The following is a 24,918-nucleotide window of genomic DNA, read 5'->3' on the forward strand; positions in this document are numbered from 1 at the left end:
AAAAACACCCCGCCTTGGCGGGGTGTTTTTTTTAGGGAAGGTTCTAGGCGGGGTCAAATTGCGGTATGCCCTGGCTTGGCGCTACGACCTGGTAGTCATCGTTACACCTAGGCCCTGGTTGCAACGCTGCCCGGCGCAACTCTCCCCCTGCGCGCGGTAGGCGAACATCAGGGTTTGGCATGCCACTGGGTGACAGTTCATGGGTCATCTCAAACTCCGCGCGCACCGACCAACCGCAGGCTTCGGTGGTGCACTGCAGATAAGCTATTCGCAGGAAGATGTGTCGCCCCTCGCTGGTGCGAATGCGCATGCGACTCTTGCAATGAGGGCACACCAACTTGTAAGTACTCACGAATCTCTCCTGCCAAAGTCTGCGAACCACTGAACATGCCCGACAGCTACAACGCTAAATGTTCTGCTAACAGGGTAATAATTCATACATTTCAGAATCTGATGTAGTCTCATGCGTAGATGGAAAGCGTACTTTTTCCTTTTTCTCCCGGAATTCGTCATAGATCGATAATGTCCTTATGAGTTGCGTTTGATGTACCGAATCGTGATTACTCAGATCGAATATTGCCTTGCAAATATTCATAGAAGTATCCCACAGGAATACTCAGAATGAGTACAAATGGATTTACTGCTGTACTACGCCGAATGAAACTGATCACTGCATCCACTACAGACGCCGAGCTTTCAGTCGCACTGAACGTAAGCCCACAGACCTTGAGCAGTTGGAAAGGCCGCAACAGCATCCCATACTCATTATGCATAGGGCTCGCCACATGCCATGGAATTTCGCTGGACTGGTTGTTACTCGGAGAAGGCCCGCAACAACGCGCGCTTGGCGCAACGCCTACCGCTACGGATGAAAGCGCTCACGACTGGGAAACTCAGTTACTCACTCAACTGCGTGCGCTAGCTCCACAAGACCAGCGGGCGATTGCACAGGCAGTAGAAGAGAAGCACCGCTTTCGTCAGTTAGAGCGCCAGGTAGAGGACATGCACAGACTGCTGCAAGCCGATGGCTGAATCGAAAAGTTCTCAGGAGCCATTGCGCAAACGCTGCAAAATCTCACGAAGGTCCGCAGAGTCGAGCCAGATCATTACCTTGATGCTGATCGGAATAACCACCACAGCCGCAACGAATGCCGCCACACCACTCGACAGAAAGGGTGCCAACAACAGCACGAAAGGCGTAAACAGATAGCCAACACCCGCTGAAAGGAAAAGTGATCCCAGGCGCTGCCAAGCCTTGAGAGCCCGCCGGGTACTAGCGACCAGCCATGCCCCCAACACCGCACCGAATATTGTATCGCCGTCAATCGTCGGCATTGACGAAGCCAGGCCCAAGCCAATAAATACGCTGGAAAGACTCGCGCTGGTTGGCTCACTCATGTACTGGCGCTCCATTCGAACCGGGCCGGCACGCGACCAGCAGTACATCGCTCTCCAGTGCCAAATGGGTGTTCGCCTCAACCGCACGCCGATAGCAACCCGACAAGAGTTGGTGCGACGCCATGTCTTCCAGGCGCTTATAGCCTCGGTCTCGAAGTACCCTGCGCCATTGCGCAAACTCTCCTCCCGCCTTATGGGCCGCAGCTCGAGCTGCCACTTCCAATCGTGTATCGCTGATCGCACAGGTAAGTGCCAAATGTTGGCGCAGTTCCCGCAGGTTGATACTTGGCCAGAACGGATCGTCGCTGGTCAGCATGTAGCATCGATCAGCATGGTTTACTGCGTAGTTGTCGCTCTGCATATAGAGCTCCCTTGAGTTCATCGTTACCTTCACGCATCACAGTTGCTGCAACATTCCGTGGCGCAATCCCTTGAGCACCGCAGCAACTCGGTTGGTGACGTCGAACTTGCGCAGGATGTTGCTGACGTGGAAGTTCACAGTCGACTCCTTGCACTGGAGAATCTGTCCGATCTCCCAAGAGCTCTTCGCGTGGGCACACCAGAGAAGCACCTCCTGCTCCCGAGCGGTCAGTTTGAATTGAGCGCCTGGGTTATCACTAGTCACGTCGTGTACAGGTTTTTTTGAGGCATGGGTTGTCATGGCTATTCTCCGCATTTTCTCCGGAGTCATTCCGGATCAGGGTGTGCGTCACCATACAAACAGCACTTGTGTCACTTCCAGAAAGCCAACCTGTAGGGACCGACCATACAAAACATATTTACGCTAACTTCAGCACTGCCTGTCGTGATCTGAAGTGATTTTCGGTCGTCTGAGCTTCGATGATCACTGCCCTCTGCTGTTGGAGTCGTACGATGCGCCCCGCTTTACTCTCCCCCTCCTCCCTTGGTGTGCTCGGGTTGTTCGTTGCAATAAATCCGGCACTGGAGGCTGCCCCTCTGGAATTGGGACAGGTGCTGATCGAAGACCGACAGCAGAACGAATTGGAAGCAGCCCAAGAGCGCTTGCGCCAAGTACCAGGCGCAACGAACCTGGTGGACATGCAACAAGTAGAGCAAGGTCGGGTGGCTAGCAACGAGGATGTCCTTGCCTATCAACCGGGCGTGTTTGCCCAGTCGGCTGGCAACGATGGCGTCAAACTGTCGATTCGCGGATCGGGCATCAACCGCGCGCCGGGCAGCCATGGCTCGGGCGTCTACGTGATGTTCGACGGTTTGCCGTTGACCGGCCCCGGTGGTACCCCTTATGAATTGTTCGAGCCGCTCTGGCTGAGCCGTGCCGAAGTGCTGCGTGGCGCCAACGGCTTCGACCGCGGTGCCCTGGCACTGGGCGGCGCCATCGACTACGTCACCCACACTGGCCATGATGCGGCGCCGTTGCAGGTGCGTTACGAAATCGGCAGCCGCGGCTATGCCAAGCGCCAGATAAGTTCGGGACAGGTGCTGGGGGATCTGGACTATTACGTAGCCCTGACCGACTCCGAGTACGATGGTTATCAGCAACACAGCAGCGGCAGCAGCAAAGGCATCGCCGCCAATGTCGGTTATCGCTTCAATCCGAATTTGGAAACCCGCTTCTACCTGCGTTACCGGGAAACCGAGAACGACCTGGCTGGTCGCCTCACCAAAGCGCAGATCAAGCACGATCCGCGAGCCGCCAACCCACTCTACCTGAGCCGTGATGCCAGCCGTCCGCAGCCAGGCAGTACCTGGCTGGGGAACAAGACAACGTTTTTTCTCGACGGAGATTCTCGTCTGGAAACCGGACTGGTCTACCACGATTATCCTATGGACCTGCGTGAGGGGCCCAATCGGCTGAAAGTGGCCTACTCCGACGTCAGTGGGACCTTGAACTACTTCCGTCGCGACACCCTGTTCAACCACGAAAGCAAAACCACCCTTGGTTGGCGCACCACCAAACACCTACCTAACAGCGGTGCCTCCGAGTTCGTTCGTGTACCAGCTACCCTAGCCGTCGGCACCCGCACACGCGATTTCAGCTACCAAGGCTCTGACAGCGTCGTGCATGTCGGCAACGAGCTGGAGTTGGCCCCCGACTTATGGCTAACCAGCGGGCTGGCGATGATTTATACCCGACGTGAAAGTGCGGTGACTTACCCGGAAAATGGTGGAAAGGTAAGCCAGCATGACTGGGATTACGCGCCGCGCCTGGGCCTGCGCTATGACCTGAACCCAGGTTTGCAGCTATTCGGCAACCTTAGTCGCTCGGTTGAGCCACCTCATCCATGGGCATTGATCTGGAGTTCGCCGCGGGTCAATGGTCTGCAAACCCAGCCCATCGAAATGCAAAACCAGACAGCGACAACGCTGGAGCTTGGTGCCCGAGGAGACTCGAGTTTCGGTCGATGGGACCTGGCTTGGTACTACTCGCACGTACGTCACGAACTGCTGGCGGTCGAGATCGTACCCGGCCTGCCCGCAGCCGAGTTCAACGCCAGCCCGACCGTGCACCAAGGTGTTGAAGCCGGCCTCGACAGCCTGCTCTGGGAGCGCGGCGGGGTTGGCAAGCTTTCCCTGCGCCAGGCCTATACCTTCAGCGATTTCCACTACCGCGACGACGACGTTTTCGGCGATAACCGCCTGCCCGGCATCCCGATGCACTATTACCAAGCCGAATTACGTTTCGATTTGCCGAGCGGGTTGTACGCCGGGATCAATACCCAGATGGCTTCCAAGGTGCAGGTCGATTACGCCAACAGCTACCCAACTGATGCCTACGCCCTGCTCGGCGCAACCCTGGGTTACAACTCCCCCAAGCAGGACTGGCAGACGTGGCTCGACCTGCGCAACCTGACCAACAAGCGTTATGCCGCCACGGTGACTCCCGGCTATAACGACAACGGCAAGGACATTCCCCATTCGACGCCTGGCGAAGGCTTTGGCGTCTACGCTGGAGTGTCTTACAGCTTCCGTTAACTGGGCAGTTGCACCTGGGGTTTGGTCGAGACAAAGATCCCCCAACTGGACATGAACAGCGCGGCGATCAACGGGCCGATGACAAAGCCGTTGAGCCCGAATACCGCCAGCCCTCCGAGAGTGGAAACGAGGATCAGGTAATCGGGCATTTTGGTGTCCTTGCCCACCAGCATGGGCCGCAGCAGGTTGTCGACCAGACCGATCACAAATATGCCAAACGCCGCCAGCACCGCCCCCTGCCATATCGCGCCGGTGGCCACGAAGTAGATCGCCACGGGCGCCCAGACGATCCCTGCGCCGACGGCCGGAAGTAGCGACAGGAAAGCCATCAGCACTCCCCAGACCAACGCGCTGGGGATGTCCAGGATCCAGAAAATGATTCCGCCAAGGGCGCCCTGGGTCACCGCCACCAGCAGGTTGCCTTTGACCGTGGCCCGTACCACCCGGTTGAACTTGAGTTGCAGACGGCGCTTTTGCTGCTCGGCCAAAGGTAACGCGGTGCGTATTTTGCGTACCAACTCAGCACCGTCACGCAAGAAGAAGAACAGCAAATAGAGCATCACGCCAAAGCTGACCAGAAACTCGAATGTACCTTGGCCAAAGCTGAACGCCTGAGAAGCAAAGAACTGACTGCCCTGTAAAGCGCCATTGGCAATCTTGTCCCGCAAACCGTCCAGGTCCCCCATGCCCATGCGCTCCAGACCGTTTTGCGCGAATGCCGGAAGGATGTCCTTGAAGCGCTCAATGTAGCCGGCCAGGTCCAACTGGCCCGTTTCGATATTCTTGTACAGCGCAGCCCCTTCCTGGACCAGCAACATACTGATGATGATCACCGGGAGAATGGCGATCACCAGGCAGATCAACAACGTCAAGCCGGCGGCCAAGTTGCGTCGCCAGTCCAGGCGTGCCAACAAGCGCCGCTGTAGCGGCGCAAAGACGATGCCGAGGATCACTGCCCAGAAAGCCGCACCGTAGTAAGGTAGCAGGATCCAGATGAAGGCAATCGTGACCAGGGCCAATAGCATGTGCAGGGCCCTGTGCTGCAGGTTGGTTTCGTTCATATGCGCTCCGTTGCCGTTCACAACGTTAGTGCATGGCGCGGCGGCAAAAGTGCCGTTCACCCAGAACAATTAACCTCTTCAGAGGCCGGTGTGCCTGCCAGGACCTGCGCGTGCCCCGCGTGCCAGTTGTCCATGGTTCGGCCCATTTTCACATCGCTGTCCCAGATAAAGTTGGCCTTTAGCTCGATGTGCACGTAATCCTCTTTTATCCTGCCGGCTGACGCAGCAGGGTTGCCGCTGGCAGGGAGTTGCCAGGCTCGCTGGTCAGCCGAGGTGCTCCAGGTGATGGGGCTCGATAGCGCCAGGTTGGCGAATGTAAAAGTGCAATCGCTGGCGTCTGCCCCAGTTTGCGCCTTCCAGTTCCAGCGGTACGTGCTATCCACGTCCAGGCCTTCGTTCAATGTGTACTGAGTGCGAAAACCCGGATGTGCATCGACAAGTTTTGCCACTGCGATGGACCAAGGTCCATGCGAGAGAATCAAAGTCATTGATATTCCTTAACGCAGACTGCAAGCCGACATTGAGCCATCGGCCAGAAGAAAGAGCTGTTCAGGTTCGAGAATGTGCACATCCTTGCCTTCGACCTTGATCAGGCCATTTTGCTGGAGGCGAGTGAACACACGAGATACGGTCTCTCCGGCCAGTCCCAGGTAGTTGCCGATTTCGTTGCGCGAAATACTCAAATGCAACCGGTTGGCCGCATAGTCAAGGGCGCGAAAACGGGCCGCCAGATTAACCAGCAAGGTCACCACTCGCGCATCGGCGGCCTTTTTGGAAAGCAGGCGCGTCATTTGCTGGGTATCGCGGATTTCACGGCTCATCGCCCGCATCAGATGTCGGCGCAGTTGCGGTAGCCGCGTCAACAATTGGTCGAGTGGCCCGAAAGGCAGTTCACAAACGTAGGTTTCCTCAAGCGCCTGGACTGAAACCAGATAGGCTTGTGCGTCCACGCCAGACAAACCAATCAGCTCACCGGGCAAATGAACGCCGACAATTTTCTCCTCACCGGTTTCACTCAGGCTGATGGATTTCATTGCGCCTGAACGAATCGTGTAGATCGAATTGAAGCTGTCTCCTTGGCGAAACAGAAAGTCGTCTTTCTTCAATGGCCGGCCGTGCCTGACCAGATCATCCAGGGTGTCGACTTCTTCGTGGCTCACAGAGCCTGCCAGGCATAGCGACGCCAGGCTGCAGGTCTTGCAACTGGCCTGGCGATGAGCATGCAAGCGAACGGCTTCAGACATTTATTGGCCCCCAATGAGATAGCACACTTTGTGCGCTAGATAATTGTCCCGCGGGCCGATTTCAAATCCTTATCAAGAATCTTTATTTGATGTCAAAGCATTGATTTCATTGAGTTATTGATGCGAAGACGTTGCATATGGCCGAGGTATGCAATCACCGCTGTGTAGCCGATTCCGGCGCTTTCTATCACCGTCGGACAGGGCCCGACCCCCACCACTGATCCAGCCCTGCGCAGCACCCAAAGCGCCCTTGATACAGATCAATGTCTTGAAGCGATGTTGCCGATAGCATTCCCGCCTTTCGCCGCGATCCGACCATGACCCTGCCCGCCAAACCTGAATTGCTCGCCCCTGCCGGCACCCTGAAGAACATGCGCTACGCCTTCGCCTATGGCGCCGACGCGGTGTACGCAGGCCAGCCGCGCTACAGCCTGCGAGTGCGCAACAACGAGTTCGACCACGCTAACCTGGCCTTGGGTATCAAAGAAGCTCAAGCCCAGGGCAAGCGCTTCTACGTAGTGGTCAACATTGCACCTCATAACGCCAAGCTCAAGACCTTCCTCAAAGACCTCGCACCGGTCATCGAGATGGCCCCGGATGCTTTGATCATGTCCGACCCCGGCCTGATCATGCTGGTGCGCCAGCACTTCCCGCAGATGCCGATTCATTTGTCGGTGCAAGCCAACACCGTGAACTGGGCCAGCGTCGAATTCTGGCGCAGCCAGGGACTTACCCGGGTGATTCTTTCGCGTGAACTGTCGCTGGAAGAAATAGAGGAGATTCGTCAGCAGGTGCCGGCGATGGAGCTGGAGGTTTTCGTCCACGGCGCGCTCTGCATGGCCTACTCCGGCCGCTGTTTGTTATCGGGCTACCTTAACCGCCGCGATGCCAACCAGGGCAGTTGCACCAACGCCTGCCGCTGGAAATACAGCGCCACGCCGGCCACTGAAGATGCCAGCGGCGACATCGTTCGCGAAGTGCAACCGACCCTGGGTGTGGGCGCACCGACCGAGCAGGTGTTTCTGCTTCAGGAAAGCAATCGTCCAGACGAAGACATGCCCGCGTTCGAGGATGAGCACGGCACTTACATCATGAACGCCAAGGACCTGCGCGCGGTACAGCACGTCGAACGGCTGACCCGCATGGGTGTGCACTCGCTGAAAATCGAAGGCCGGACCAAGTCGCACTTTTATTGCGCCCGCACCACCCAGGCCTATCGCCAGGCTATCGATGATGCCGTGGAAGGTCGGGAGTTCGACCGCAGCTTGATGCTCAACCTCGAGTCATTGGCACAGCGCGGTTACACCGAAGGTTTCCTGCGCCGTCACGTGCATGATGAGTATCAGAACTACCAACGTGGCAACTCGGTTTCCGATCGCCAGCAATTTGTTGGCGAACTGACGGGTGAGCGCGTCGATGGTTTGGCAGAAGTACGGGTCAAGAACCGCTTTGCCCTGGGTGATCACTTGGAGTTGATGACACCGCGGGGCAACTATCACTTCGACCTCCATCAACTGCGCGACCGCCAGGGCGCAGCGATCGACGTGGCACCAGGTGATGGACACACGGTCTACCTGCCGATTCCCGAACAGGTCGAGCTGGAGTTTGGGTTGCTGTTGCGCGAATTGGTGCAGTAACTGCCGCACCGCCATTGCGGGGCGCGTTTCGACGCGCCCGGCGGTACGAAACTCAATCAAGGCGCAGTTTTTGCCAGTACCGCAGGCTCCGCCTCTCTGATTACCTGCAAACGATACTGCGGGTCAGCCTTGATCTGTTCCTCGGTAAAAGGCAGCACATGCCATTGCTTGGCCGAAAAGGCACGGGTCTGGTCACTGGCGTGTGGCGAGCTTGCTTCGCTGGACTCGGAAAACGCCAGCACACCCAGTGCCTGCGGGCCTTTCACATCAAAGGTCACCAGTTGCAAGTAACTGGTGCCACTGACCACCAGACGCTTGCCCGGCGCTGTCGGCACACTCTGGATTGCGTTGTACACCCCCAAGCTTGCCGGCCCACCATGGATCGGCGTGCCATCAGCGGCTTGCTGAATCTGTCCCCAACGCGCATCGGCAGCAAGGCCGGCACGCTCCACCTCCGCCAGCGACGCGAGCGCCGCATCGTTCAACGCGCGTGCCACGTCGGCACGCTCGACAGCCAAGCCACGTGGGGTGTGCTGGGGGTCAGCTGGATCGAATGTCACGCGCCAGAAGTCTGGATGCTCGAGCAAGCTCTGCAGAATATTCTGAAAGTGCATCAGGCCCATGCCACTGTCCAGATCAGCACGCAGGTTCCAGGCTTTCAGACTGCTGCACAGTGCAGCCAATTGCGACGCTGGCGGTTGCGTTCCACACCACTGCAACATATCCGGCAGCACCAATTCGGCCAGATAGACCTGGTTGTCCATCACCATTTGTTGCAGATCAGCGCCGGTCAGCTTGTCGTCCCGACTCAATCGCTGCAATGCATAGCGAGTGCGCGGCCCCAGGGGCTGGTCTTCGCGACTGATCAACGGTGAGTAACCACGCAAGGGCTGCGCCGGGTTGACCATCCAGGCGGAATCATTGGAGTGCTGGATAAAGTCGTTGCGGCTCAGGCTTGGCTGAAGCTGCGCAGGAAAGATACCCGCCTGTGCTGCACGCGCATCAACCTTCCAGTTACAGTCGCTGCGCGAGCCATCGAGCACAATCATGCCCTGCCCGGCAGCCGGGTCACTGCACTGCGTCAGCAACGCAGCATCGACAAAGGGCACCACCGATTGATTGAGATACAAAGTCTGCCCCTTGGCATCCACAGCCAAGGTGTTGACCCATGGAATACCCTGCAGGTGCTGAACCGAGTCCTGCAGCGCCTTCAGGCTCTGTGCCTGGTTCATGCTGTACCACTGCTGCAGAACCCGGGTATTTTCCAGGTTCGCATCGCGCAGGCTGAACGCATGTTGCTTGCTCCAATCCAGCCGGCCAGGCCATTGCACGACCGGGCCAAACACCGAACTGTAGACATCTCGGTTGACCGCAGTGAGCTTGCCGTCCTCGCCCTTGACCATCACCGTCAGACGCTGACGACTCAGGGGTAAGGACTTGCTATCAAGCATGTAACGGGTGGCATCCTTGGGATCGAGTTCGAGGCGATACACGGTGAAATGGCTGGAGGTGTCCACCGTATGGGTCCAGGCGAGGTGGCGGTTAAAGCCGATGTTGATCAACGGTAACCCGGGTAATGCCGCGCCCATGACGTCCAGCTTGCCTGGCACAGTCAGTTGCATCTGATAAAAACGCATACCACCGGCCCAGGGGAAATGCGGGTTGGCGAGCAACATGCCGCGCCCATTGGCAGAGCGCTCGCTGCCCACGGCCACCGCATTGCTACCTCGCTCAAGGGCAAAATTATCCTGACGCGCCTGGGCAACGCCCATGTCCAGGTTCGTACCCAACTGCCCCACTACACCGGGTGGTGTCGCGCCAGCCAAGGCCTCGGCGAACTGGCCGACGCCGCCTTCAACCAACAGGCGTCGGGTCAACTTGACCAGATCCAGGGAGGTGATCGGGCGCAACCATTGCGCCTGCAAGCATTGCGCACCTTGTCCCTTGGCGAGCAGCTCGGCCAGTGCACGGTTGTATCCCTTGGCATAACCTTCAAGCAAGGCACGCACCTCACTCGATTGCGCCTGCCAGAAGCCGAATACCGCAGAGGGGGTATTGAGCCAGTTGAAAAACAGATCGCTGCCCAGGTTCTTGCGCTGCTCGAAGGTGACCTGGTCGGGGCCGAAGAAGCGTGAGCGCTCACCGTTGACGGTAACCACCTCGTTGGCCAGCAGGCACAGATTGTCTTGCGCATAGGCGTAGCCAATTCCGTACCCCAGCCCCTGTTCATCGTGCGCCAGGATGTGCGGCACCCCAAAGCTGGTACGGCGTATTTCGGCGCTGGCATCACCTGCGACGACCCGAGCCTGGGAGGTAAAACTGAGGCCGACGAGCAGCCCGGCCAGACAGACGCGTGCCAATGGACGAGGGTTGATCACGAATACTCCTTCACAGATCACAACGCGAATGATCCTGATTGAACGAAGCACAGCGAAAAAAATTACGGAAATTAAGCTCGAGAAACGTCTTTACCAAAGCGACTCAAGTTTTTTTTCGACAGGTACTGCAGTTTTGCGCCGCTCATTCGTCTTATAGGTGTAAGCATCACAAAAACGGTATCTGAACTGGCCATGAAAAGGAGCGTTCACATGTATAACCAGCAACAGGCAGGGATCGCCACCAGACCAGTGCGCAAGGCTCGCCAAGTGCTGCCGGTAGTAAAAATCGACGGCGGCGAAAGCGAGCGCCCGGGCAACGAACATATCCGCGAACTACTGAGGTCGTTCGGGCTTCGCACCAGCCTGATCCGCCTCAAGGTGATCGACGCCTTGCACTCGGCCCACCGCAATGGGCGCAGCATCGGCGTACGCGGTGTGCACAGTCAGCTTGAACAGCTGGACATTCCGCTGTCATTTCTAAGCGTTCGTGAAGTGCTCAAGCGCTTGTGCACTGAAGGCGTAATCAGCATGGACAACGAAAAGTGCTACACCCTCAACCCCGAGGCGCGCAGCATTCTCGAACAATTCGGCCCCCGTTGAGCGAAAGGCCGGCAACGAGCCGGCCGCGCAGATCATTCAGATTTTGACCTTGCGTCGCATGATGCCGTTGATCACCACCACCGCGACCGCGACACCGATAGCGATGTACTGGAACACTTGCTCGCTGATCGTGCCTTGCTTTTGCAGGTAGGACAGGCCGAGCATGATCCCCAGCACCAGCAGGGAGATCAGGATGGAGTATTTCAGGCGTTGACCTTGAGTCATTGGTATTTCCTTGCGACTTCGGGATATGTGGCCCAGAACGGCCTGCTCGTATCATACAACGCGCCCATGATCCGGGCGGACAATTTCCTTTTCCCGTCAATCGACCTGGCACCGGTCTCGGACCGATAAGCCTGTTGCTCATGCGTCTGACCGCTGGGCATGGGTTGGCCAACCATGCACCATGCATTTATGCCATTAGACTGAGCAATCAAGGCTTAGCGACGTGTCCGGCATAACCTTCCTAAGCAACACGCCCTTGTTGCCTACAAATCACATACCCGATGCCCACCGCCCTTGCTGCGCTTGCAGCCTGTTATGAGCGGCGCGGATGTTCAACCATGAGGGCGTCAAGTTAACTCCAACAAGGAAGTCATCATGGAACTGCGCGACCTCGAACGTATCGACATTCACCAACTTCCCCATTCACTGCAGATGCTCATTGAATGCCTGGGCATCGAAAATGCCTACAACCTCACCAATGCCTTTGGTGGCCGCCCCAAATACATTCCCAAGCATCGTGAACGGACTGCTCTGGCCCAGGTGCTCCCCGCCCATGCACTCGATGCCTTGATCAAACGCTATGCTGGCATGGCGCTGGAAATTCCCAAGGTCGACCATTTCCTGCGCCAGTTGCGCAATCAGCAAATTCAGCAGGAAAGCGCCAAAGGTTTGTCACGCAGCATGCTGGCCAACAAATACGGTTTGAGCTTGCGCCAGATCGGCAACATCCGCCGGCAGGAGCCCTGCGCGCACCCCTTGAGCCAGTGAATACTTGCTTCACTCACCGGCGCAATGGTGACAGCAACGAGGTCATCGAGGCTGTCACCGCGCCACAATAGCGACCGTCAGAAGTCGCGTTTGTAGAAAATGTCCAGAGAGCTTGCCAGGCCACTGGCGGCCTCCAGATAAACCTTCTTGCTCAACTTGTAGCGCAACGCGACGGTGTTGACAGGCTCGAACACACCCACCCCGTACCTTAGGCTCAAACGTTCGGTAAGGTTGCCGCTGGCGACCACACTGGTGCTGTTACCGCTGCCTTCAGTATCCAACTGGAAATCATCGATGCCCAGGCTCGACGCCAGGCTCCCGGTAACCCCGGCGCTGGTCGCCAGCCCGAGGCCAAGGGCCGCTTCGGCAAGCATGTTGTTGTCCTCACCGCTAGTGCCCAGCGGCCGGCCCATGACCAGATACGAGAGTGCTTGCTCCTGGCTCATGGCCGGTTCGGAAAACACTTGCGTGGTGGGCTGTTCGGCACTGCCGCTCAAGCGGATACCAGCAATGACATCATCGGTCTGGCGGATCGCCTCGATGTCCAGGTAAGGCTGATCGATAGGCCCGGCAAACAGCAGTCGTGCACGACGAATCGTCAGCCGCTGACCATAAGCACGGTAGCGACCATCAGCCAGGCTGAGCTCGCCACGGGTATCCAGGTTGTCGCCGATATGCACATGCCCGAGAAGATTGGCGGTCAGTCCAAAGCCACTGAATGATAGCTTGTCGCTGCCCACTTCAACATCGATGTCCATGGCCACGGCCATCGGCGCCTTGCCCTCTTCGGTCTGATGACCAACGATGACCGTGTCATCGGAAACCTTGACCGTCGATGGCGGCAGCTCACGTACGGTGATCTTGCCCTTGGGCACCCGCACCTTCCCAGATACCGCCAACTTGTCCTCAAGCAGCGTTATTTTCAGGTCCGGTTCTACCTCAAGGTTTGCATAGGGCTCGACAGTGACTGGCAGGCGCTGACCTTGCAATTGAAGGTCGACCGCCAACGCTCGTCCCCAGCCGATCTGGCCACGCAAACTGCCTTGGCCGGCTTCACCACTTTTCCAGGCGCCGTCGAGCAGGACCCGCTCACCCGCGATCAATGCTTGCAGTCGCAGGTCTTTAAGGCTGATTGGCAATTCTGCGCCAGCCACTTCACCGCCAGTAAGGTTCAAGCTGCCATTGACCTGGGGCTGGAGCAAAGTACCTGAGAGCTGACCGCTGCCATTGAGTTGTCCGGCCAGCCGCTCGACCATGGGGGCAAATGGACGCGCGATGGCCAAATCCAGCCCGGTCAGGCGGAAATCGCCAGTCAAAGGTTTGTTGCGGGCTACCGGGTCGAGACGGGTGACCACTGACAGCTCGCCCAAGCGTTCACCTTTGAAGTTCAGGCGAGTATCAACCCGGCGAGGCGACAGGTCGCTTTGCAGGCGCAGGGTTTGATACGGAAAATCGAGCCATTGGCCCTTTTCACGCAGGCGCAGAGTGCCACCGCTGGCGTCGACGATGATGGTGCCTTTCGGGCCGCTGGCCGGAACATCCAGGTTGATGTCGGCATTGAGCAGGCCCTGCCAGGCAAAATCCTTTGGCAACCACTGGGCCAAGCTCTGCAACGGGAACTGCTTCAAGTGGTAGCGCAGGCGTGGATCCGGCGCCAGACGTTGGTCTTCACCACACAGACTCGCTTGCCCGGAACGCCAGCAATGGGCACCAAAATCTATTTGCCCGCTGGCCAGGCGCTGCAGCTTCGCAGGCGCTTGTAGCTGCCAGTCCTGACCACCGGCCTGGATCCGGCCACTGGCAAGCCGCCCACGCCAGTTGCTCTTGTCCAGTTGGCCATCGGCGGCCAGATCAAACTTGAGCTGAGGCCCATCCAACGCCACGTCCAATTGCTGCTGGCGGATATCACCGCGCCCCTTGGCAATGAGCGTGCCCAGGCTGGTCTCGCCCAAGCGAATGCCACCGGCTTGCAAATCGATCAGTGCACGTTGAGCCGCATCCAGGCGCGCATCCAGCACCAAGCGCTGCAAATGGTTGTCAGCATGGGCCAACTTCTGCCCCTGCAACGTCAATGTACCCTGCGGTGCCTTCAAGGTGCCGGAGACTTCCAGCTTACCTTTCGCCTGACCTTGCAGCTGCGGCCAAAGTTGGCCGAGACGTGGCAGATCGAGATCCAATTGACCGGCCAGGCGTTGCTGCACACTGCCGCTCCCCTTGATATGGTTGTCGCCCAAGCGAATATCCAGCGTGCCCAGTGTCCAGCTCTGGCCCGCCCCCTGGGCAATCGCTTTGAGTACCGCAGGTTGTCCGCGCAAGCGCCCTTTCAAATCAAGCTCTGCATCGAGGCTGAGTTGCCCCTCCTTTATCTGCCCTTTACTACGCAGTGGGCCAGCCAGGGTGCCAGGCAGTTCGGCGAGCCAGTAGGCCGGGTTCAGCGCGGAAAGTTCGAGGGCAGCGTCCCAGGCAACAGCATCGGCAAATTGCACACCGACATTGCCCTCGAGCTTGCCTTGCCCGGCATTGAGCGCCAGTTGCGCAAAGCTGATCTGTTTCAAATCACCCTTGAATGGGCTGTTAACGCTGAACGCACCTGCAGGCCCGTCCAGATCCCCCTTGAACTCACCTTGGTAATTGCCATCACGGTACTGCACTTGACCAATGAAACGGTGCAGCGTCACTTGCGGCGCCGCTTCCAGTGGGTAGAGGCGCAGCCAAGGGAAGTCCAACCAGTCAATGGTTGCCTCGGCGTTCAAACCTTGCTGCCAATCGACGTTGGCCGTGAGTTTGAGGCGCTTGTCTGCACTGGCGGTGAGATCCAGCGCACTCAATTGCGCGCCCTTGGCGTCGACCTTACCCTGCAAGTTCAAGGCTACCGGCTCTTGCTCGGCCGGCAGACTGGCAGTGCCAAGCAACTGATAGCCACTTTGCAGGTTGCCCTGGGCACTAAGCTCAAGGTTGTTCAATTGCACGGTGTCAGGCAGGTCGGCAGCGGGCTTGAACGCCTGCGCGCTAATCTGCAACTTCGCTGGCAGTTGCTCGGTCAACGCTTGCAGCTCGCCCTTGAGCCGCGCGTTCAGATAGCCGCTGCTGTTACCGGTGATCTTCAGCGTTTTCTGCAGTTCGCCGTTGATCTGCAAAGCCAGTTGCCATTGCTGGTTATCAACCTTGGGTAACTGCAACTGCCCCTCAAGCTGCAACGGCCAGTCGCCCTCGGGCTGGAGCAGACCTTGCAGACTCAAATGCAAGTCGTCGCGCTGTAACTGCAGGCTATCGATCTGCAAACCGCCAACGGTCCAATGCGCTGCCAGTTGCAACTGGCTCAACTGTTCATTGCCATCGAGGCGCAAATGGCCAATGCGTACCTCGCCCAACTCGATCGCTACGGGGAGCTTCAGGGCCGGCAGTTGTACAGGCCCGCTATCAGACTCGGATTCACTCGGGGCGAAGGCAAGATTTACCTGATCGGCTTGCAAACGCTCGATGCACAATGTCATGCGCAGAAGGCAGGAAGGTGACCAGGAAAAGACCGGCGCCACCAGCTCGACCCGATTCCCGCCCTGCTCCCACACCACGCGATCGGCCTGCCAACCACCGGCCAGGCGCCCCTGAAACGTCTCCAACTGCAGACCCGGAACCATTCCCAGGGCCCAGCGGCTACCTGCTTGGCTTCCCAGTATCAGGCCCACCGCAAGGAGCACCACCAGCACCAACGCCAACAGACCGAGGAGGAAGTTTCTAATGATGCGACTCACAGTTCCGGCCCCATGGAGAAGTGCAGACGGATACCGCCGTCGTCATCCAGCGCATGGGCCAGATCCAGACGCAACGGCCCGACTGGAGATACCCACCTGACACCGATGCCAACACCGGTCTTGAGGCTTGGGAACTCCAAATTGTTGAATGAATTACCCTGATCGACAAAGGTTGCCACGCGCCATTTCTCGACGACTTCGTATTGATATTCAGCACTGCCGGCAACCAGGTAACGGCCACCGATACGATCGCCATCGGAGTTCTCCGGCGACAGGCTCTGGTAGTCATAACCCCGCACGCTCTGGTCACCACCGGCAAAGAAGCGCAGCGATGGCGGCATCGAACTCTGGTAGTCGTTGGTGGCGCTGCCGCCGAACTGAATACGCCCCAGAAAGCGGTGCTTCTGGCCCAGGGTGGCAAGCCCTTTGAGCACTACGTTGGCATGCAACAGGTTGGTATCCGATACCAAGCCTTCTTTGGCGGCCTGCACATCGAACTGCAGACGGTATCCATTGTGCGGATCGATGCGGTTGTCGCTGCGCAAGTAGGAATAGCTGACACCCGGCATCAGCAAGTTACTCAAGCCCGAGTCGTCACCCAGACGATATTCTTCGCGCTGGTATTTGAGCGACAGCACGCGCTGCCAGCCACTGGGCAACTTGCTGTGCCATTCGGGGCCGACGGTGAGCAACTTGCTCAAGGTGTCAGTGCCGGCAATTTCTTCGTTCTGGTAGCCACCGGCAAAACGAAATTTATCGGTCAATGGTGGGTCCAGCGGAATGTCGTACCACAGCCCAACGTTCTGGCGCGGTGCCGACAATTCTGTTTCCCAACCATAACTATGGCCTTGCGGATTGACCCAGTGACGGGTCCAGTTGGCCTTGCCGCGAGGCCCGACGTCAGTCGAAAAACCCAGGCCCAGGCCCATGGTCCTCGGCTTGCGGGTGGTCAGTTGCACCGCCACGGGAATGGTCTGCTGAACTGCAGCGGTGGGCGCAGCATCGACCCGCACCCCTTCGAAATAGCCACTGGATTGCAGGGCATTATTGAGTTCGGCGATCAGCTCGGAATCGTACGGCGTGTCGGCCTTGAACGGCACCATGCGTTGAAGCAGCGAGTCGTCGAAAGGTGTGTCACCGGCGAAATTGACTGCGCCCAGTCGATAACGCGGTCCACTGTCATAGACCAACTCGATATCGGCGACACCTGCCTGAGGATCAACCGCCAGGCGTTGACGAACAAAATGCCCACTGAAAAAACCGTAGCGTGCAGCCTGGTTTTGAATCAGCCGCTTGGCATCGTCGTAGTGCCCATGGTTGAGTACGGCGCCTGAACGCAAGGCCTTGCTGTTGGGGATGCGGAAGGCTTTGAGCTCACTTGCCGGGCCTTCTATGCGCACGGTGACGTCGCGCAGGTGCACGGGCTCTCCCGGCTCGATGGTAAGGACCAGTTGCGGATCCTTGTCGGCCTTTGCTGGCGGTTTGACCTCGCTGTCGATTTGCGCCTGGTAAAAACCCAGCGCCTGGGCAGCCTTGCGGGCCTGCTCGACAGCCCCGCGACTAAAGCGCAGCAGCGCCTCTTCATCGCGTTTACCAAGGCTGCCGATGTAGCCTTCGACATTGGCCTTGAGTTCGTTATTGGCAGGTTTGACCTTTACCACCAGTTCGCTCTGCGCATAGGCGGCGGCGCTGGTGAACAATAAAATCAAACCGCAGGTGAATCGTCCTGAATACGTCATAGGCGCGGATGCTACCAGAGCTTGGCGCCAGCATGGAGTCCGAGGCTCTGCGACCGATTACGCAGACGCGAAGGAGGCACGTTGAGATGGCTGCGGATTTGGGTGAAAAAATACGTGTTCCCGAACAGGTCCTACGGCAATTTCGCCAATTTCCTGATAGCCCTGGCGCTGATAAAACGCCAGATAGTGTTCATTTCCAGTGTCGAGTACGACACCTTGCGAGTTTTCGTCTTCAGCACACCAATCGTGAACCGCTTGCAACAATTGCTCTCCGTACTGCTTGCCCTGAAACTGTGGATGAATACCCAGCAGCGGCAGTACATGTACAGCGTCGCCCGGTAAACAAGCCATCAGCGCCGCTTGATAATCCAGGAACCGGCGAGTGCAGCGAAAACCGGTACTCAGGACCATCCGCATGCGCCAGACCCAACTCTCGGTCACTCCCAGACGGCGCTGCGGCGGTGCAATCAGGGCAATCCCCACCAGACGATCATCGACCAGTAACCCCAAGGCGGGAAAGTCTTGCAGGAAGTGCTGCTTGACCAGTTCGCGCACCGTCGCGCGGATGCGCTGGTCATACCCGGGGCGCTGCGATTCGAACAGGAACGCATACGTAGGTTCATGGCGATAGGCGTGATACAGCAACGAACGTGCCTCGCGGCTGTAACCACCATCAAGCAAGCGGATCTGAGCCGGGGCAGCAGTCGATTCGGTCATTCGGACAAACCTCCACAAATGGGCATTCATTGCCTTCGAGGCGTACATTGCGCCGACGTTCACCCCGAGCACCACGTTAGCAGCCTATCGGATGGCGCGCCATGCTGGTCGCAGCAGTCGATGTCGGCTAGGATTCCAGCTTTTATCAGGATTGTTTTGGCCATGAAGATCGTCTCGTTCAACATCAACGGCCTGCGCGCACGGCCTCATCAGTTGGCGGCGCTGATCGAAAAGCATCAACCGGATGTTATCGGCCTGCAGGAAACCAAGGTCAGCGACGAGCAGTTTCCGTTGGCCGATATCCAGGCGCTGGGTTATCACGTGCACTTTCATGGCCAGAAAGGTCATTACGGCGTTGCCTTGCTCTCGCGCCAGGCACCGCTGAGCCTGCATAAAGGCTTCGCCAGCGATGATGAAGACGCTCAACGGCGTTTTATCTGGGGTACCTTCGCCGATGCTGACGGCACACCTATCACCATCATGAACGGCTATTTCCCCCAAGGCGAAAGCCGAGACCATCCGACCAAGTTTCCGGCCAAGGCGCGTTTTTACAGCGACCTGCAAGCGCTGCTGGAAAGTCAGTTCAAAAACGATCAGCCGGTCGTGGTAATGGGTGATGTGAACATCTCCCCCGAAGACTGTGACATCGGCATTGGCGCCGACAACGCCAAGCGTTGGCTCAAGACCGGCAAATGCAGCTTCTTGCCCGAGGAGCGTGAATGGATGGCCCGCCTGAAGAACTGGGGCCTGGTCGATAGTTTCCGTCATCTACATCCGGAAGTCGCAGACCGTTTCAGTTGGTTCGACTACCGCAGTCGCGGCTTTGAAGACGAACCCAAGCGCGGCCTGCGCATCGACTTGATCATGACCTCCCAGGGTTTGCTGCCACGCATCAAGGCAGCCGGCGTCGACTACGATCTGCGCGCCATGGAAAAACCATCGGACCATGCGCCGATCTGGCTGGAACTGGCATAAGCCGGGGCTTCAGGGCAAATGTGCAGGGCAGTTGGCTGATCGTCATCTAACAGTCATCCAACTGTCTTAATCTGCGGTATCCCCTTTGCCTGAAGAGTGCCCACCGGCATGCTCCGCCATCTCAGCCTGTTTCTTGCCTGTTTGCTTCCGATCTTCGCTTGTGCCACCACCGATGAGTCGGTGCTGCTGCGCATCCAGGGTTCCAATACCATTGGCGCTACGCTGGCCCCGGCGCTGGTCAAAGGTTTGCTGGAGGCCCAGGGGGCTCGTCAGATCATGGTCGATTCGACCGAGACGGCCAATGAGCTTCGCGTCCGGGCTGTTGATTCCCAGGGCAAAGCAGTTCGTATCGACATCGCCGCTCACGGCTCCAGCACCGGCTTCACTGCGCTCAAAACGGGCCAGGCAGATCTGGCCGCCGCTTCGCGCCCGATCAAGCCCAACGAGCTGAGCGAACTTCGCGCACTGGGCGACTTGAACAATACAAGCGCTGAACAGATTATCGGCCTGGATGGCGTGGCGGTCATCGTGCATCCCGACAACCCCCTGCCTCAATTGAGTATCGCTCAACTGGCAGGAATTTTTGCCGGCAAGATCACCACCTGGGATGAATTGGGCCTGGGTAGAGGAGCAATTCATCTGTACGCCCGGGACGACCGCTCCGGTACCTTCGAAACCTTCAAGGCGCTGGTACTCGATCCTGCCGCACAGACCCTGGCTTTGGCTGCGCAACGCTTCGAATCGGCGGATCAGTTGACCCGTGGGGTGCTGGCTGACCGCCAGGCCATTGGTTTCAGCAGTTTGGCCTCTGTCCATGGCGCCAAGGTGCTGGCTATTGCGGATGGCGCCTCGCGCCCCATGTTGCCCAGCCCCACGTTGGTGGCCAGTGAGGACTATCCATTGTCCCGCCGCCTGTATTTCTACCTCCCTCCCCTCCAGCCTGCGCCGTGGGCCCTGGCACTGGTGGAGTTCGCGCAAAGTCCGAAGGGGCAAGCCATCGTCACCGGCAACGGTTTTGTCGGCCAGCAAATCCATGCATCGCAAGTCCCGGCTACTGATGAAATGCCAGCGTCTTATCGCACCTTGGCACGCAATGCCCAGCGCCTGTCGGTGAATTTCCGTTTTCAGGAAGGTAACGCCAACCTCGACAACAAGGCGATACGCGACGTGCAGCGGCTGGTCGAGTTTTTGCGTCATAACAATAAGCTCGACCGCGATGTGGTGTTGGTTGGCTTTGGCGACGCCAAGCCTGACCCCGAGCGTGCCAGCCTGCTTTCCCGCCTACGCGCCATGGCGGTGCGCCGCGAGCTCGCCAGGCAAGGCGTCACACTGCGCGAGGTGGTCGGCATGGGCGACGACCTGCCGGTAGCAACCAACTCGGATGAAGAAGGCCGAATTCGCAATCGACGGGTCGAAGTCTGGGTCTACTGAGCACCCTGTTCCATTGCGCAAATATTTGTTACAGCCCCGATTGGGCGCACGCAGTTATCGCAACTAGGCTTGGGTAAGTGACGCCGGGCCCCTCTGACGGCTGCCAAGCCGCCATGTCGGAGTCACTGTTGCGAACCGCAACGACGACAATCAAGGAGGGGCGCATGGCGGCTCTACAGGCATTTCTCGACCACCAGTTTCTTGGCACCAGCATGTGGTTCTGGCTGGCATTCATCTCTATTGTTTTGACCCTGTTGATACTGGACCTGGGCGTCCTGCACCGCAAAGCTCACGAAATCGAAATGCGCGAAAGCCTGCTGTTGTACGGCGGTTATTTCAGTGTGGGCGTATTGTTCGGTGGATGGATCTGGCTGGAGCTGGGCGCACAATCTGCCCTGGAGTTCTACACCGGTTTTCTGGTGGAGCAGTCATTGTCCATGGACAACGTGTTTGTCATGGCCATGATCTTCAGCTACTTCTCCATTCCTCGCCTTTACCAGCACCGGGTGTTGTTCTGGGGCATCCTCGGGGTGGTGGTATTGCGGGCAATCATGATCGGTGTCGGTAGCGCACTGGTGCAGGAGTTCGCCTGGATTCTCTACGTGTTCGGCGCCTTCTTGCTGATTACCGGGGTCAAGATGTTGTTCTCTCGCGAGGAAGGTCACCCGGACCTGGCCAACAACGCAGTACTCAAGTTTGTACGCCGCCACCTGCGGGTCACCGACGACCTGCATGGCCCGCGCTTTTTTGTACGCCTCAAGGCTGCCGGACAGAACAAGGCCGTGCTGTTTGCCACCCCCTTGTTCCTGGCGTTGGTATTGATCGAGCTGGCAGACCTGGTATTTGCCGTAGACAGCGTGCCGGCAATCTTTGCAATTACCCAGGACCCGTTCATTGTCTATACCTCGAATATCTTCGCCATTCTCGGGCTGCGCGCGCTGTACTTCGCCCTGGCAGCGCTGATGCACCGTTTCGTGTACCTGAAATACGCCCTGGCCCTGGTGCTGATTTTCATCGGCAGCAAGATCTTCTATCACGGCCTGATTGGAGCGGTGCCGGCATGGCTATCGCTGAGTGTGACCCTGGGGCTTTTGACCGGTGGCGTGGTGCTGTCGCTGCTCAAGACCCGCGATCAACCATCACACCCGGCAAACTCTGGCAACCACAAATGAACCAGGCCCGCAGTCGCGGGCCTGGTATGCAAGGCGGGCAGATCAATGCCCGCTGCGCAGCATTTCCTTTGGTACGTACTTGCCGATCTCGTACTTGCCGATCGCGGCACGGTGCACTTCGTCCGGACCGTCCGCCAGGCGCAGTGTGCGCTGCATCGCGTACATGTAGGCCAAGGGGAAATCACCACTCACCCCGGCACCGCCATGAATCTGGATTGCCCGGTCGATGACTTTCAAGGCCACATTCGGCGCCACCACTTTGATTTGCGCGATCTCACTGCGCGCCACTTTGTTACCTACGGTGTCCATCATGTAGGCCGCTTTGAGCGTCAGTAACCGAGCCATGTCTATTTCCATGCGCGAATCGGCGATCTTGTCGACGTTACCCCCCAGGCGCGCCAACGGACGACCGAATGCAGTGCGCTCCACCGAGCGCTTGCACATCAGTTCAAGGGCGCGCTCAGCCATGCCGATCGAGCGCATGCAATGGTGAATTCGTCCAGGGCCGAGACGCCCCTGGGCAATCTCGAAACCGCGCCCTTCGCCTAGCAGCACGTTTTCGTAAGGTACTCGCACATTTTCGAACAGCACCTCGGCATGGCCATGGGGTGCGTCGTCATAACCGAACACCGGCAGCGGGCGAACAATTTTCACCCCCGGGGTATCGGTGGGCACCAGAATCATCGAGTGTTGTTGATGGCGCGGCCCCTCCGGGTTGCTCAAACCCATGAAGATCATGATCTTGCAACGTGGATCGCAGGCACCTGAAGTCCACCATTTACGTCCATTGATCACCCACTCATCACCGTCGCGTACCGCTCGGGCGGCCATGTTAGTGGCATCGGAGGACGCTACATCGGGTTCTGTCATGGCGAAGGCGGAACGGATATCGCCGCGCAGCAGCGGTTCCAGCCACCGGCGCTTCTGCTCCTCGTTGGCGTAACGCACCAGCACTTCCATGTTGCCCGTGTCGGGCGCCGAGCAATTGAACGGTTCAGGCCCCAACAGCGAACGGCCCATGATCTCAGCCAGTGGCGCATATTCCAGATTGGTCAGCCCCGCTCCCAGTTCCGATTCGGGCAGGAACAGGTTCCACAGACCTTCCGCCTTGGCCTTGTTCTTCAACGTTTCCATGATTGCAGTGGGCTGCCAGCGATCGCCCGCGGCGACTTCACGCTCGAACACCGCCTCGGCGGGATAGACATAAGCATCCATAAACGCAGTGACGCGTTCACGCAGCGCCTGAACCTTGGGTGAATAGGCAAAATCCATTGGCAGTACCTTTTGTGGAAAGGGGATCTGAACAAGAGCCTAGATCAGCAAGTAAAATCCACCTAGTCTATTCTCGGCGTGTATAAACATTCATAACCAATATATGATTCGCCCATAACATCGACAAAAAAGAGCAGCGCCCATGAACCTGAGCAAGGTCGACCTCAATCTGTTCATCGTCTTCGATGCGATTTACACCGAAGCCAACTTGACCCGTGCCGGGCAGATTGTCGGCATTACCCAGCCTGCGGTATCCAATGCCCTGGCGCGCCTGCGTGAAACCTTCAACGATCCGCTGTTCGTGCGTACCGCACAGGGCATGGTACCGACGCCAATGGCTCAGAACATCATTGGTCCAGTGCGCAATGCCCTGTCGCTGCTGCGTGTTTCGGTGCAAGAGAGCCGCATCTTCAACCCCCTGCAGGCGAACAAGACCTTCCGCATAAGTATGACCGACCTGACCGAGGCGGTGATTCTGCCGCCGCTGTTCCAGCGTTTACGCCGCCTGGCCCCGGCAGTAGTAATTGAAAGTTTCCTGTGCAAGCGCCGCGAGACCACCAAGGAGCTGGCTGCCGGCCGCCTGGATTTTGCCGTCGACGCGCCGCTCAACACTGACCCGCAGGTACGTCACGTCAAGTTGATGCAGGACCAGTACGTGTGCGCCATGCGCCACGGCCATCCGCTGACCAAAGAAAAACTCAGCCTGGAAGATTACCTGGGCCTTACCCACATCCATATATCCAGCCGACGCAACGGTTTGGGCTATGTCGACCTGGCGCTTGGAAAAATGGGTGTACAGCGAAAGATCGCCTTGCGCTCCCAGCATTACCTAATGGCTTCCCAGGTGCTGCAGCAAACCGATATGGTGATGACGGTGCCGGAGCGCTTCGCTCGGCGCCACCAGCTCAACTATCTGAGCCTGCCGGTGAATGGTGTGCCGCCGCTGGAAACTCACCTGTACTGGCATGAAAGCACTGACCAGGACCCGGCCAACCGTTGGATGCGCGAACAGATTATCGAATTGTGCCAGGCGGTGGTCGCTCAAGATGAGCGCGCGGCCGAGGCTGAATCTCGTTAGCTGCGGGTCAAACCAGTAACGCTCGGCACAAGCATCGTCGCAAGACGTGCTTGACGTATACGTAAACCTGCAATTAGGTTAGCTCATGCCCCTTTCCCCGAGCCTGACCATGAGCAGCCAGACCTACAGCATCTCCGACCTGTCCCGAGAACTGGATATCACCACCCGTGCCATTCGCTTCTATGAAGAGCAAGGCTTGCTCAGCCCCGAACGTCGGGGCCTGGAACGGGTTTATTCAGCCCGTGACAAGGTTAGCCTGAAGCTGATACTGCGCGGCAAGCGTATCGGCTTTTCCTTGGCCGAGTGCCGCGAGCTGATCGAACTCTATGACCCGACCAGCGGCAACCTCAAACAATTACACAGCATGCTGGCCAAAATTTCTGAACGTCGTGCCCAGCTCGAACAGCAACTGCTCGATATCCAGCAGATGCAACTGGAGCTGGACACCGCTGAAGAGCGCTGCGAACAAGCGCTGGCCGTCACCTTGAAGAACCAGAAGAACAGCCACTGAGCCCC

The 24,918-nt window shown here is 58.1% G+C and carries 23 protein-coding genes; 10 read left to right on the forward strand and 13 right to left on the reverse strand.

Going from position 1 to position 24,918, the window contains the following annotated elements; genetic code table 11:
- Nucleotides 1-43 precede the first annotated feature (43 nt).
- Nucleotides 44-352: an ogr/Delta-like zinc finger family protein gene (locus tag D3Z90_RS17315; protein WP_256658245.1), complete on the reverse strand. Its 309-nt coding sequence runs from the start codon at nt 350-352 to the stop codon at nt 44-46.
- 269 nt (nt 353-621) lie between these two features.
- Here D3Z90_RS17315 and D3Z90_RS17320 point away from each other — a divergent pair, with 269 nt between their 5' ends.
- Nucleotides 622-1,032 (forward strand): helix-turn-helix domain-containing protein, encoded by a 411-nt coding sequence (locus D3Z90_RS17320; protein WP_136477183.1) that lies wholly within the window; start codon nt 622-624, stop codon nt 1,030-1,032.
- A gap of 12 nt (nt 1,033-1,044) precedes the next feature.
- Here the strand turns inward: D3Z90_RS17320 and D3Z90_RS17325 are convergent, their stop codons facing one another.
- The 3 genes from D3Z90_RS17325 to D3Z90_RS17335 are packed head-to-tail and all read right to left on the reverse strand — an operon-like array spanning nt 1,045 to nt 2,059.
- Entirely contained in the window at nt 1,045-1,398 is a 354-nt protein-coding gene (locus tag D3Z90_RS17325) for a putative holin (protein ID WP_136477184.1), read from the reverse strand.
- Nucleotides 1,391-1,759 (reverse strand): head completion/stabilization protein, encoded by a 369-nt coding sequence (locus D3Z90_RS17330; RefSeq protein ID WP_256658246.1) that lies wholly within the window; start codon nt 1,757-1,759, stop codon nt 1,391-1,393. Before D3Z90_RS17330 ends, D3Z90_RS17325 begins: the two co-directional genes overlap by 8 nt.
- Nucleotides 1,760-1,795: 36 nt before the next feature.
- Nucleotides 1,796-2,059 (reverse strand): response regulator transcription factor, encoded by a 264-nt coding sequence (locus D3Z90_RS17335; RefSeq protein WP_136477185.1) that lies wholly within the window; start codon nt 2,057-2,059, stop codon nt 1,796-1,798.
- Between the two features lie 212 nt (nt 2,060-2,271).
- Here D3Z90_RS17335 and D3Z90_RS17340 point away from each other — a divergent pair, with 212 nt between their 5' ends.
- A complete protein-coding gene (locus D3Z90_RS17340; RefSeq protein WP_136477186.1) occupies nt 2,272-4,353 on the forward strand; it encodes a TonB-dependent receptor domain-containing protein in 2,082 nt (693 codons plus the stop codon).
- On the opposite strand, the gene D3Z90_RS17345 is transcribed toward D3Z90_RS17340, so the two are convergent.
- Genes D3Z90_RS17345 through fnr form a run of 3 tightly spaced genes read right to left on the reverse strand, consistent with a single transcriptional unit; the run spans nt 4,350 to nt 6,658 of the window.
- A complete protein-coding gene (locus D3Z90_RS17345; RefSeq protein WP_136477187.1) occupies nt 4,350-5,414 on the reverse strand; it encodes an AI-2E family transporter in 1,065 nt (354 codons plus the stop codon). The two genes, D3Z90_RS17340 and D3Z90_RS17345, sit on opposite strands and share 4 nt — an antisense overlap.
- Before the next feature lie 56 nt (nt 5,415-5,470).
- Nucleotides 5,471-5,902, reverse strand: a complete 432-nt coding sequence (locus tag D3Z90_RS17350) for a hypothetical protein (RefSeq protein WP_136477188.1) — start codon at nt 5,900-5,902, stop codon at nt 5,471-5,473.
- Between the two features lie 9 nt (nt 5,903-5,911).
- The gene (gene fnr / locus D3Z90_RS17355) at nt 5,912-6,658 is read right to left on the reverse strand and encodes a fumarate/nitrate reduction transcriptional regulator Fnr (protein ID WP_136477189.1); all 747 of its coding nucleotides are present in this window, start codon (nt 6,656-6,658) and stop codon (nt 5,912-5,914) included.
- Nucleotides 6,659-6,975: 317 nt separating this feature from the next.
- Between fnr and yegQ the strand changes: the two genes are divergently transcribed.
- Nucleotides 6,976-8,295, forward strand: a complete 1,320-nt coding sequence (gene yegQ / locus D3Z90_RS17360; protein WP_136477190.1) for a tRNA 5-hydroxyuridine modification protein YegQ — start codon at nt 6,976-6,978, stop codon at nt 8,293-8,295.
- A 56-nt stretch (nt 8,296-8,351) separates the two neighbouring features.
- Here the strand turns inward: yegQ and D3Z90_RS17365 are convergent, their stop codons facing one another.
- A complete protein-coding gene (locus D3Z90_RS17365; RefSeq protein ID WP_136477191.1) occupies nt 8,352-10,673 on the reverse strand; it encodes an acylase in 2,322 nt (773 codons plus the stop codon).
- 210 nt (nt 10,674-10,883) lie between these two features.
- Between D3Z90_RS17365 and D3Z90_RS17370 the strand changes: the two genes are divergently transcribed.
- Nucleotides 10,884-11,273: a fe2+ zn2+ uptake regulation protein gene (locus tag D3Z90_RS17370; RefSeq protein WP_136477192.1), complete on the forward strand. Its 390-nt coding sequence runs from the start codon at nt 10,884-10,886 to the stop codon at nt 11,271-11,273.
- A 36-nt stretch (nt 11,274-11,309) separates the two neighbouring features.
- Here the strand turns inward: D3Z90_RS17370 and D3Z90_RS17375 are convergent, their stop codons facing one another.
- Entirely contained in the window at nt 11,310-11,498 is a 189-nt protein-coding gene (locus D3Z90_RS17375) for a hypothetical protein (RefSeq protein ID WP_136477193.1), read from the reverse strand.
- A gap of 375 nt (nt 11,499-11,873) precedes the next feature.
- Between D3Z90_RS17375 and D3Z90_RS17380 the strand changes: the two genes are divergently transcribed.
- Nucleotides 11,874-12,266 (forward strand): Mor transcription activator family protein, encoded by a 393-nt coding sequence (locus D3Z90_RS17380; RefSeq protein WP_136477194.1) that lies wholly within the window; start codon nt 11,874-11,876, stop codon nt 12,264-12,266.
- Between the two features lie 77 nt (nt 12,267-12,343).
- Here the strand turns inward: D3Z90_RS17380 and D3Z90_RS17385 are convergent, their stop codons facing one another.
- Genes D3Z90_RS17385 through D3Z90_RS17395 form a run of 3 tightly spaced genes read right to left on the reverse strand, consistent with a single transcriptional unit; the run spans nt 12,344 to nt 18,474 of the window.
- The gene (locus D3Z90_RS17385; RefSeq protein WP_136477195.1) at nt 12,344-16,018 is read right to left on the reverse strand and encodes a translocation/assembly module TamB domain-containing protein; all 3,675 of its coding nucleotides are present in this window, start codon (nt 16,016-16,018) and stop codon (nt 12,344-12,346) included.
- A complete protein-coding gene (locus tag D3Z90_RS17390; protein WP_136477196.1) occupies nt 16,015-17,757 on the reverse strand; it encodes an autotransporter assembly complex family protein in 1,743 nt (580 codons plus the stop codon). Before D3Z90_RS17390 ends, D3Z90_RS17385 begins: the two co-directional genes overlap by 4 nt.
- 57 nt (nt 17,758-17,814) lie before the next feature.
- Complete coding sequence (locus tag D3Z90_RS17395) at nt 17,815-18,474, reverse strand: N-acetyltransferase (protein WP_136477197.1); 660 nt, start codon at nt 18,472-18,474, stop codon at nt 17,815-17,817.
- Nucleotides 18,475-18,636: 162 nt separating this feature from the next.
- Here D3Z90_RS17395 and xthA point away from each other — a divergent pair, with 162 nt between their 5' ends.
- The 3 genes from xthA (at nt 18,637) to D3Z90_RS17410 (ending at nt 22,052) form a co-directional block, all read left to right on the forward strand.
- Complete coding sequence (xthA, locus tag D3Z90_RS17400) at nt 18,637-19,449, forward strand: exodeoxyribonuclease III (RefSeq protein WP_136477198.1); 813 nt, start codon at nt 18,637-18,639, stop codon at nt 19,447-19,449.
- Nucleotides 19,450-19,557: 108 nt separating this feature from the next.
- Nucleotides 19,558-20,880: a substrate-binding domain-containing protein gene (locus D3Z90_RS17405; protein WP_136477199.1), complete on the forward strand. Its 1,323-nt coding sequence runs from the start codon at nt 19,558-19,560 to the stop codon at nt 20,878-20,880.
- Nucleotides 20,881-21,044: 164 nt separating this feature from the next.
- Nucleotides 21,045-22,052, forward strand: coding sequence for a TerC family protein (locus tag D3Z90_RS17410; RefSeq protein WP_136477200.1), 1,008 nt, complete (start codon nt 21,045-21,047; stop codon nt 22,050-22,052).
- Between the two features lie 42 nt (nt 22,053-22,094).
- Here the strand turns inward: D3Z90_RS17410 and D3Z90_RS17415 are convergent, their stop codons facing one another.
- Nucleotides 22,095-23,324: an acyl-CoA dehydrogenase gene (locus D3Z90_RS17415; protein WP_136477201.1), complete on the reverse strand. Its 1,230-nt coding sequence runs from the start codon at nt 23,322-23,324 to the stop codon at nt 22,095-22,097.
- A 142-nt stretch (nt 23,325-23,466) separates the two neighbouring features.
- On the opposite strand from D3Z90_RS17415, the gene D3Z90_RS17420 reads away from it, so the two are divergent.
- Together D3Z90_RS17420 and D3Z90_RS17425 are read left to right on the forward strand one after the other, a co-directional pair.
- On the forward strand, nt 23,467-24,402 hold the full coding sequence (locus tag D3Z90_RS17420) for a LysR family transcriptional regulator (RefSeq protein ID WP_136477202.1): 936 nt from the start codon (nt 23,467-23,469) through the stop codon (nt 24,400-24,402).
- 109 nt (nt 24,403-24,511) lie between these two features.
- Nucleotides 24,512-24,913, forward strand: coding sequence for a MerR family DNA-binding transcriptional regulator (locus D3Z90_RS17425; protein ID WP_136478987.1), 402 nt, complete (start codon nt 24,512-24,514; stop codon nt 24,911-24,913).
- The last annotated feature ends 5 nt before the right edge of the window (nt 24,914-24,918 follow it).

This window comes from Pseudomonas sp. DG56-2 (genome assembly GCF_004803755.1).
Lineage (GTDB): Bacteria > Pseudomonadota > Gammaproteobacteria > Pseudomonadales > Pseudomonadaceae > Aquipseudomonas > Aquipseudomonas auratipiscis.